This is a genomic window from Leclercia sp. UBA2479 (assembly GCF_002341985.1).
Lineage (GTDB): Bacteria > Pseudomonadota > Gammaproteobacteria > Enterobacterales > Enterobacteriaceae > Enterobacter > Enterobacter pneumoniae.
This window is the reverse complement of sequence record NZ_DDPB01000003.1, coordinates 153,959-162,828: the sequence shown is the minus strand read 5'-3', so window position 1 is coordinate 162,828 and position 8,870 is coordinate 153,959. Positions and strand designations below refer to the sequence as shown.

Below are 8,870 nucleotides of genomic sequence, written 5' to 3'. Positions count from 1 at the left end.
CGGCTGCGAATCTCTTGTTGCAGCTTCTCAATCACTTCACTTACGTCCAGGCTCCCCAGGTCTTTACCACGGCGGGTGCGAACGGCAACTTTGCCTGCTTCCACCTCTTTATCACCACAGACCAACATATAAGGGACACGACGTAAAGTGTGCTCGCGGATTTTAAAGCCAATCTTCTCATTTCTCAAGTCCGCTTTTACGCGAATGCCCGCATTTTGTAGTTTCTGCGTCAATTCTTTAACGTAATCGGCCTGAGAATCGGTAATGTTCATGACCACGACCTGCACTGGCGCCAGCCAGGTTGGGAAGAAGCCAGCAAACTCTTCGGTCAGGATGCCGATGAAGCGCTCCAGAGAACCGAGGATTGCACGGTGAATCATAACCGGTACCTGACGCTCGTTGTCTTCGCCAACATAAGAGGCGCTTAAACGCTGCGGCAGGGAGAAGTCCAGCTGTACTGTTCCGCACTGCCATGCGCGATCGAGGCAGTCATACAGGGTAAATTCAATTTTAGGACCGTAGAAGGCGCCCTCACCCAGCTGGTATTCGAACGGGATACCGTTCTCTTCCAGCGCCACGGCGAGGTCCGCTTCCGCGCGATCCCAGGTCTCATCGCTACCGATACGTTTTTCCGGACGCGTTGAGAGTTTGACGACGATCTTCTCGAAGCCAAAGGTGCTATACATATCGTAGACCATACGAATACAGGCGTTAACTTCATCACGAACCTGATCTTCGGTACAGAAGATATGCGCATCATCCTGGGTAAAGCCACGTACACGCATCAGACCATGCAGCGCACCTGATGGCTCGTTACGGTGACAGCTACCGAACTCAGCCATACGCAGCGGCAGGTCACGGTAGGATTTTAGACCCTGGTTGAAGATTTGCACGTGACCCGGGCAGTTCATCGGCTTGATGCAGTATTCACGGTTCTCGGAAGAGGTAGTGAACATCGCATCTTTGTAGTTTTCCCAGTGGCCGGTTTTTTCCCACAGCACGCGGTCCATCATGAACGGGCCTTTCACTTCCTGGTACTGGTACTCTTTCAGCTTGGAGCGTACGAAGGTTTCCAGTTCGCGGAAGATGGTCCAGCCATCGTTGTGCCAGAACACCATGCCCGGTGCTTCTTCCTGCATATGATACAGGTCAAGCTGCTTACCGATTTTACGGTGGTCACGTTTTGCGGCCTCTTCCAGGCGCTGCAGGTAGGCATTCAGGGCTTTTTTGTCTGCCCAGGCCGTACCATAGATACGCTGCAACATTTTGTTGTTGCTATCGCCACGCCAGTAAGCGCCGGCGATTTTCATCAGCTTAAAGTGATGACAGAAGCGCATATTCGGCACGTGCGGTCCACGGCACATGTCGACGTATTCTTCATGATGGTACAAGCCAGGCTTGTCATCATGAGCGATGTTCTCGTCAAGAATAGAGACTTTATAGCTCTCGCCACGCTTCACGAAGGTTTCACGCGCTTCGTGCCAGCTCACTTTCTTCTTGATGACATCGTAGTTGGTTTCAGCGAGCTCGTGCATACGCTTTTCGAGCGCGTCGATATCTTCCTGGGTCAGGGTGTGGTCAAGATCAACGTCATAATAGAAGCCGTTGTCGATAACCGGGCCAATCGCCATTTTGGTGTTGGGCCACAGCTGTTTGATGGCATGACCTAACAAATGCGCACAGGAGTGACGAATGATCTCCAGACCTTCTTCGTCTTTCGCAGTAATAATGGAGAGCTGCGCATCGTTTTCAATGAGATCGGAAGCATCAACCAGTTCGCCGTTCACGCGGCCGGCAATGGTGGCTTTCGCCAGACCTGGACCGATGTTCAGGGCAACATCCATTGGGCTTACAGCGTGGTCGAAATGGCGTTGGCTACCATCAGGAAGAGTAATAACAGGCATTTTATGTCCTTATTCGCAGTGATGCCCCACACATAAGAGCATATGCAAAGAGAATAATTTTACAGTTAACAGTGGATTACCGAACCATCTGACCAACAATCGTCAAATTGGCTTGACATCCCGCACAAGATCGGAGGGTATGGTTTCCCCTTTCGATCAGCATGCCGATGGTAACACTAACAAAAGAGTGAAAACACCCTCCCCGGAGAATGAGTCACTGGTACTTTTGTCTGAGATTCAAAGCAGGAACAGGCAAGGCGCAATTGCTGAGCTATCCTTGTACTGGTCCGTTAACAGATAATGGGGCGTCGTATGAATGTATCCAGTCGAACCGTGGTTATCCTGAACATTCTCTCCGCAGCGGGTGTGGTACTGATCCTGGCGAATAAATTTCACTGGTTTTGAGACATAACCTCTGCCGCGTTTTTCCCGAGTGAGTGGGTGGAAGCATCGTCAGGCGAAGTTTGATAAACTTCGTCGGGATTCGAACAGGGATGGAAACTATGCCAACGAAACGCTTTTCAAAAAAACACTGGAAAATGGTGCTGATACTTATCGCAATATGCGCTGCGATGTTGTTATTACGTTGGGCTGCGATGATTTGGGGATAATCCCCTCGTTTCGGGCAAGCGATCTTTACTTATATTTGCACTCTGTGCGCAGAACTAAAATTCAATTTTAAATATTTTAACCAGTAATGCGAAAAATAAAAAAAACCGGTACGACAAGATCCGGTTTTTTTTACTCGGCACGACGATGTGAAATCAACGGCCAGCCATTATTTGCATGTGTCAGGACCATTCACCCGCAACCAGAGTATGCACATCAAAGGCTTTGTCCATGGACTGCCCTGTGGACTGTGAACCCGGCGCGATGTTTGAACCTGCTTCAACGTCGGAAGCTTGAGTAATACCAATTTGGCTATTCATGTTACTGGCAGAGTCATAAACGGCATCGGCGGCAAATACGCCGAATGAAAGTGCAGAAAGCACAGTCACTGCAGCCGCAGTTGTAATTTTATTCATAACAGATATCTCACACAGAATTAATACAGAACAACTTGATAGGCTTTATATTGCCTGTGTTCACAGTGTAGATCTGGATCACACTTTTGCCTAGTCAAAATATTTATCAATTCGTGTCAAATAAACTGACAAAGTTCAGTCTAAGGAATGATGGAGGAAATATGGAGATATCAGCTACGCTAATATTTTAAAACGGCGTTTGTTATTTCCTGGCACAGAATTAAAAACGGGCCAATATTAATTGGCCCGCCATTATTACATCTTGTAGCCCAGTGAGAGCGTGGTTCTGCGGTCAGTATGCTCTGGCGCAGACGACGGCGGCTCGGAGTTCCAGGTCACGTTGTAAGCGACTTTCAAACCGAAATGCTCGTTAATGGCAACGTTAAGCGCCGTTTCTGAGTTTGCGGTAGTATCCTCTGCACCAAAGACAGAAACACCCTGGGTAAATTTGGTGGTGTCTGTCATCTGCCAGGCGTAAGTCCCGGACGCATAACCCAGCGGCTGAGTTTCACTATCGCCGTCGGTATATTTGTCGTAACGTACGCCCGGACCAAATTCAAAACGGAAGCTGTGAACCGGGCCACTCAGGAACTGACGACCGTAACCGACGGTCCCCACATCGCGCTCCTTATAGCCGTTGTAGCGGTCGGTCAGCCAGCTTGCCTGGCCAAACAGGTAATCCACATCAGTCAAATTGTAACGGCTACGTCCGCCCACCGCATATTTCTCGGAAGAGCGCTCATCGTTAGAAGAGGTGTTGCTGGCATTCCCCCACAGTGACCATGCGGTCGTATTACCGTACCAGGTCAGTGTGCTGTCAGCCGTCAGAGATGAGCTTTTCGTGTTACCGGATTGCGCCAGATAACCTGCGTTAAGGTTGCCTTCAAAAGGTTTCTGCGCAGTGGAGGGATCATCCATGACAGTAAAAACGGAATCATCGGCAGCTGCATACTGAGATACAAACATGCCCCCCGCTAACATCATCGCAGCGGGTACTGTCTTTAAGAGCTTCATTTATAAAGAGTCCGTACAACAAAAAAAGAGACCATCACGGTCCCGGAAACCTTCTTATGGATCAATAACAAGCCGCCCATCGAAAGGTAACAAATTATAAAAAGGCTCAAATAACATAGCAATGATTTCTTATTTCATTTTTTGAATAAGAACGATCCCAAACCCTTTAAAAAAATATAAATAGAAGCGACATCGCAAAAAAATATTTATATGAGAAATCATACTGTTATTTACTTTCGCAATCGGCTTATCGGTGCCAGGCTTAAGCTGCCCATACAAAATGGAGGTTAAAATGGTCCGAATCTTTACTTTAACGCTCTCCCCTTCACTGGATAGCGCGACCATCACCGCGCAGATCTACCCGGAAGGTAAATTACGCTGTAGCGCGCCCGTGTTCGAACCGGGCGGCGGTGGCATCAATGTCGCTCGCGCCATTACCCACCTGGGAGGCAAAGCGACAGCGATTTTCCCTGCAGGCGGGGCAACCGGCGAGCACCTGGTTACCCTGCTTGCGGATGAACAGGTTCCGGTTCAGACCGTGGATGCGCACGACTGGACACGGCAGAACCTGCATGTTCACGTGGAGTCTAACAGCGAGCAATACCGCTTTGTGATGCCCGGCGCCACATTGAGTGATGATGAGTTTCGCCAACTGGAAGAAAAAGTCCTCGCAATTGAAAGCGGATCCATCCTGGTTATTAGCGGCAGCCTTCCGCCAGGGGTCAAAACCGACAAACTCACGCAGCTCATTCAGGCCGCCCAGCGACAAGGCATTCGCTGCATTGTGGACAGCTCGGGTGATGCGCTTACCGCGGCGCTGGCACTCGGCGGGATTGAACTGGTGAAACCCAACCAAAAAGAGCTGAGCGCGCTGGTAAAACGCGACCTCACCCAGCCGGATGACGTCCGTACCGCCGCAGAAGAGCTGGTAAAAAGCGGCAAAGCACACCGCGTGGTGGTCTCCCTGGGTCCACAGGGAGCACTGGCCGTAGATGCCACTGGTTTCGTCCAGGTGGTGCCGCCCCCGATGAAAAGCCAGAGCACCGTTGGTGCCGGTGACAGTATGGTGGGCGCCATGACGCTCAAGCTGGCGCAGGGGGCATCGCTGCAGGAGATGACGCGCTACGGCGTCGCCGCAGGTAGCGCAGCCACCATAAATCAGGGCACCCGTCTCTGTTCTCTGGCGGACACCGATAAAATATATCAATACCTGGCGAAATCCTGATATTCCCCCTTCGGCCTGCCGGAGGGGTCGCCAAACCAGATGAATCGACTAAGCTAGAAAAATTTCATGATAACAATGAGGTGAAATATGAGCAGTGGTGACATCACCCGCTACGTCGTAACCGTAAAGGTCCACGAAGATTCGCTGACTGAACTGAACGAAATTAATAACCATCTTACCCGCAGCGGTTTTTTATTAACGCTGACGGATGATGAGGGCAATCTGCATGAACTCGGCCCCAATACCTTTGGTCTGGTGAGTCCACTTAGTCCGGATGAGGTAGAAGCGCTGGCGAAGGGGCTGGTGGCAAGTGCTACCGGTAAAGAGGCCGCGGTTGAGATTGCCACCTGGGATGAGTGGCACAAGCAACAATAAGTGCCCTCGCTCGTACCAAACGGCGCAGATGTGCGTTAGTTCGTATTTTTTTACCACCAATTTACGCTAACTTTATGATCTGGCAGACAACATGGGAGAGAGCACATGTGGCAGGCTATCAGTCATCTTTTACGTGAACAACTGGGTGAAGGTGAAATTGAACTGCGTAACGAACTGCCAGGCGGAGAGATCCATGCCGCATGGCATCTACGCTATGCGGGGCGCGACCTTTTCGTTAAATGCGATGAGCGGGAGTTACTGCCCATATTCACCGCCGAGGCCGATCAGCTGGAACTCCTCTCTCGCAGCAAAACGGTGAGCGTGCCGCAGGTCCTGGCCGTTGGAAGCGATCGCGATTACAGTTTTTTGGTGGTGGATTATCTCCCTCCCCGTCCGCTGGATGCCCACAACGCCTTTATTCTGGGGCAACAGATTGCACGGCTGCACCAGTGGAGCGACCAGCCACAATTCGGCCTCGATTTTGATAACGATCTTTCCACCACGCCTCAGCCCAACGCCTGGCAGCGGCGCTGGTCTACTTTTTTTGCCGAGCAACGCATTGGCTGGCAGCTTGAACTGGCGGCTGAAAAAGGGCTGGAGTTCGGGAATATCGATACCATCGTGGAACATATCCGCCAGCGGCTCTCTTCCCATCAACCGCAGCCGTCGCTCCTGCATGGCGATCTCTGGTCAGATAACTGTGCGCTCGGCCCACAGGGGCCTTACATTTTTGACCCGGCCTGCTACTGGGGGGACAGAGAGTGTGACCTGGCGATGTTGCCGCTGCACCCAGAACAGCCGCCACAAATCTACGACGGTTACCAGTCGGTCTCTCCCCTGCCGGCAGACTTCCTTGAGCGCCAACCTATTTACCAGCTTTATACGCTGATGAACCGTGCGATCCTCTTTGGCGGACAGCATCTGGTCAATGCCCAAAAAGCGCTGGAAAGGGTACTGGCGGCCTGACGGAACTGCCGGGCAGCCAACCTGCCCGGCAATGCTCTTACAAAAACCCGAGCAGTGAAAAGAAGAAGTAGCCGCCAATAATCAAAATGACCGGCAGCACATAAAGCGGAAAGATTTGCAGGAAAATGGTGTGGTGTGGCACCACGATACGCGACTCAATCTGCTCCCGGCTCATCCCTTCTGCCCCTTTCGCTTTCTCCAGAATCAGCTGATCTTCAAGCCCCTCGCGCAGAAAACGAGTTTGCCGCCGCATACGGGCACCTGAAGCCTGTAACGCCAGCGCGACAAAAATAAGGACAAAGATAATCCAGAAACCGATATTCAGGCTCTGTTTGAAATCCGGAGTTGGGGAGTTAAACCAGAAAAAGTTAAGAAACGGCGTATTAAAACGCATCATCTCAATCATGACGTGAGCGAAGTCCAGCATGACGGCGTTTATACCGGCCTGCTTTTCGCTGTGGTCATACATAAATTTCAAAACAGAGATGATCGTGGAAATTACCGTTGGAATAAAAATCACCCAGCCCGCGATCTGCTTAAGAATGGCTATGCGTCCAGCTTGTTGATACGTCATTGGTTCCTCGTTATAGAGACGCTTACATAGTGGATAAGTCTACCTGCTGGTCGCCATTTTCGCCCGATCTTTGAGGACAATATGGTAAATTGCTGTGTACACCCACGGTGTTCGGCCCCCTTTATGGAGAAGTTATAATGTCAAACTCGCGTCAAATTATTGCTGCCATTTATGATATGGATGGATTACTGATCGATTCCGAGCCGCTCTGGGATCGTGCTGAACTGGATGTCATGGCCAGCCTTGGCGTGGATATCAGCCGCCGCAATGAACTGCCGGATACCCTCGGTCTGCGTATCGACATGGTGGTGGAGTTGTGGTTTGCCCAGCAACCCTGGTCGGGTCCGAGCCGCGCCGAAGTCACCGACTTAATTATCAACCGCGCCATTGCGCTGGTTGAAGAGAGCCGCCCGCTGCTGGCAGGCGCGCGCGAAGCCGTCGCGCTCTGTAAAGCGCAGGGGTTACGGGTGGGTCTGGCATCCGCCTCGCCGCTTCATATGCTGGAAAAAGTGCTGGAGATGTTCGATCTGCGCAGCAGCTTCGACGCGCTCGCATCGGCCGAAAAACTGCCTTACAGCAAACCGCACCCGCAGGTCTATATGGATTGTGCGGCTAAGCTGGGCGTCGAACCTACGGCGTGCGTCGCGCTGGAAGATTCCGTTAATGGCATGATCGCCAGTAAAGCGGCACGCATGCGCGCTATCGTGGTACCTGCCGAGGAGAATCAGCAGGACGCACGCTATGCGCTGGCCGATGTTAAACTTCACTCTCTAACGCAGCTAACCCCTGCCCACCTGCTCGGTTAATGCGGCACTGGGCAACCCAGGTTGCCCAGAAATGCGATCAATTTAAATATTTTAAAACGCCATTTCATTTTAGTTTGTATTTTCTATACGCCACTTCTATTCTTATCTCAGAATCACAATAACCCTACTTTCTGAGGTCAACATGATAATGGATGCCTTTAATCTTTCAGGTAAAGTGGCAATTGTCACCGGCTGCGACACGGGCTTAGGCCAGGGAATGACGCTCGGCCTGGCACAGGCAGGCTGCGACATCGTCGGCGTAAACCGCAAAATCCCGCAAGAGACCGCCGAAAAAGTCAACGCGCTGGGTCGCCGCTTTATGGCTATTCAGGCCGACCTCAGTAAGCAGGATGCCCTGGACGATATCGTCAACCAGACGGTGACGGAGATGGGCCGGGTAGATATTCTGGTCAATAACGCCGGAACTATCCGCCGGGAAGATGCCCTTAACTTTAGCGAAAAAGATTGGGACGAGGTCATGAACCTGAACCTGAAGTCGGTCTTTTTCCTCTCGCAAGCCGTGGCGCGGCAGTTTATTCGCCAGGGTAAGGGCGGCAAAATCATTAATATCGCGTCGATGCTCTCCTTCCAGGGCGGTATCCGGGTGCCCTCATATACGGCCTCTAAAAGTGGCGTACTGGGTATTACACGACTGCTGGCCAACGAATGGGCAACGCAGGGAATTAACGTTAACGCGATTGCACCCGGTTATATGGCAACCAATAATACGCAGCAACTGCGCGATGATGCGCAGCGCAGCAAAGAGATTCTTGATCGTATTCCCGCCGGTCGCTGGGGTACGCCCGCCGACCTGCAAGGGCCCGTCGTGTTTTTAGCCTCGTCGGCCTCCGACTATATTAATGGTCATACTCTGGCAGTAGACGGCGGCTGGCTGGCGCGTTAAGCGCAATTTGTGACAAAGGGTTACAACGTCACCTCTTCCGTCTACTGTATAAAAACCCTATACTGGATGAATCGACA

Annotated in this window: 11 protein-coding genes; 7 read left to right on the top strand and 4 right to left on the bottom strand. The window is 51.5% G+C overall.

What is annotated here, in order from left to right; translation table 11 throughout:
• Window positions 1–1,904, bottom strand: a 1,904-nt coding sequence (gene thrS / locus B3B59_RS02595; protein ID WP_286808023.1) for a threonine--tRNA ligase, incomplete at its 3' end; no start/stop codon positions are given.
• Between the two features lie 312 nt (window positions 1,905–2,216).
• Here thrS and yncL point away from each other — a divergent pair.
• A complete protein-coding gene (gene yncL / locus B3B59_RS02590) occupies window positions 2,217–2,309 on the top strand; it encodes a stress response membrane protein YncL (protein ID WP_156132618.1) in 93 nt (30 codons plus the stop codon).
• Window positions 2,310–2,407: 98 nt separating this feature from the next.
• Window positions 2,408–2,515: a small membrane protein YniD gene (gene yniD / locus B3B59_RS02585; RefSeq protein WP_154298868.1), complete on the top strand. Its 108-nt coding sequence runs from the start codon at window positions 2,408–2,410 to the stop codon at window positions 2,513–2,515.
• Between the two features lie 180 nt (window positions 2,516–2,695).
• On the opposite strand, the gene B3B59_RS02580 is transcribed toward yniD, so the two are convergent.
• Together B3B59_RS02580 and B3B59_RS02575 are read right to left on the bottom strand one after the other, a co-directional pair.
• Window positions 2,696–2,929 (bottom strand): hypothetical protein, encoded by a 234-nt coding sequence (locus B3B59_RS02580; protein ID WP_040076008.1) that lies wholly within the window; start codon window positions 2,927–2,929, stop codon window positions 2,696–2,698.
• A 255-nt stretch (window positions 2,930–3,184) separates the two neighbouring features.
• Window positions 3,185–3,943, bottom strand: coding sequence for a DUF481 domain-containing protein (locus tag B3B59_RS02575; protein WP_212477934.1), 759 nt, complete (start codon window positions 3,941–3,943; stop codon window positions 3,185–3,187).
• A gap of 292 nt (window positions 3,944–4,235) precedes the next feature.
• On the opposite strand from B3B59_RS02575, the gene pfkB reads away from it, so the two are divergent.
• The 3 genes from pfkB to B3B59_RS02560 all read left to right on the top strand — a co-directional run bounded on the left by pfkB (window position 4,236) and on the right by B3B59_RS02560 (window position 6,509).
• Window positions 4,236–5,168, top strand: coding sequence for a 6-phosphofructokinase II (gene pfkB, locus B3B59_RS02570; RefSeq protein ID WP_046885908.1), 933 nt, complete (start codon window positions 4,236–4,238; stop codon window positions 5,166–5,168).
• Between the two features lie 87 nt (window positions 5,169–5,255).
• A complete protein-coding gene (ghoS, locus tag B3B59_RS02565; RefSeq protein ID WP_286808022.1) occupies window positions 5,256–5,543 on the top strand; it encodes a type V toxin-antitoxin system endoribonuclease antitoxin GhoS in 288 nt (95 codons plus the stop codon).
• Between the two features lie 105 nt (window positions 5,544–5,648).
• A complete protein-coding gene (locus B3B59_RS02560) occupies window positions 5,649–6,509 on the top strand; it encodes a fructosamine kinase family protein (protein ID WP_040076013.1) in 861 nt (286 codons plus the stop codon).
• A gap of 37 nt (window positions 6,510–6,546) precedes the next feature.
• Here the strand turns inward: B3B59_RS02560 and B3B59_RS02555 are convergent, their stop codons facing one another.
• Window positions 6,547–7,083, bottom strand: a complete 537-nt coding sequence (locus tag B3B59_RS02555) for a YniB family protein (protein ID WP_207293583.1) — start codon at window positions 7,081–7,083, stop codon at window positions 6,547–6,549.
• A 137-nt stretch (window positions 7,084–7,220) separates the two neighbouring features.
• On the opposite strand from B3B59_RS02555, the gene hxpB reads away from it, so the two are divergent.
• On the top strand, window positions 7,221–7,889 hold the full coding sequence (gene hxpB / locus B3B59_RS02550; protein ID WP_286808021.1) for a hexitol phosphatase HxpB: 669 nt from the start codon (window positions 7,221–7,223) through the stop codon (window positions 7,887–7,889).
• A 142-nt stretch (window positions 7,890–8,031) separates the two neighbouring features.
• A complete protein-coding gene (gene kduD / locus B3B59_RS02545; protein WP_046885904.1) occupies window positions 8,032–8,793 on the top strand; it encodes a 2-dehydro-3-deoxy-D-gluconate 5-dehydrogenase KduD in 762 nt (253 codons plus the stop codon).
• Window positions 8,794–8,870: the final 77 nt, after the last annotated feature.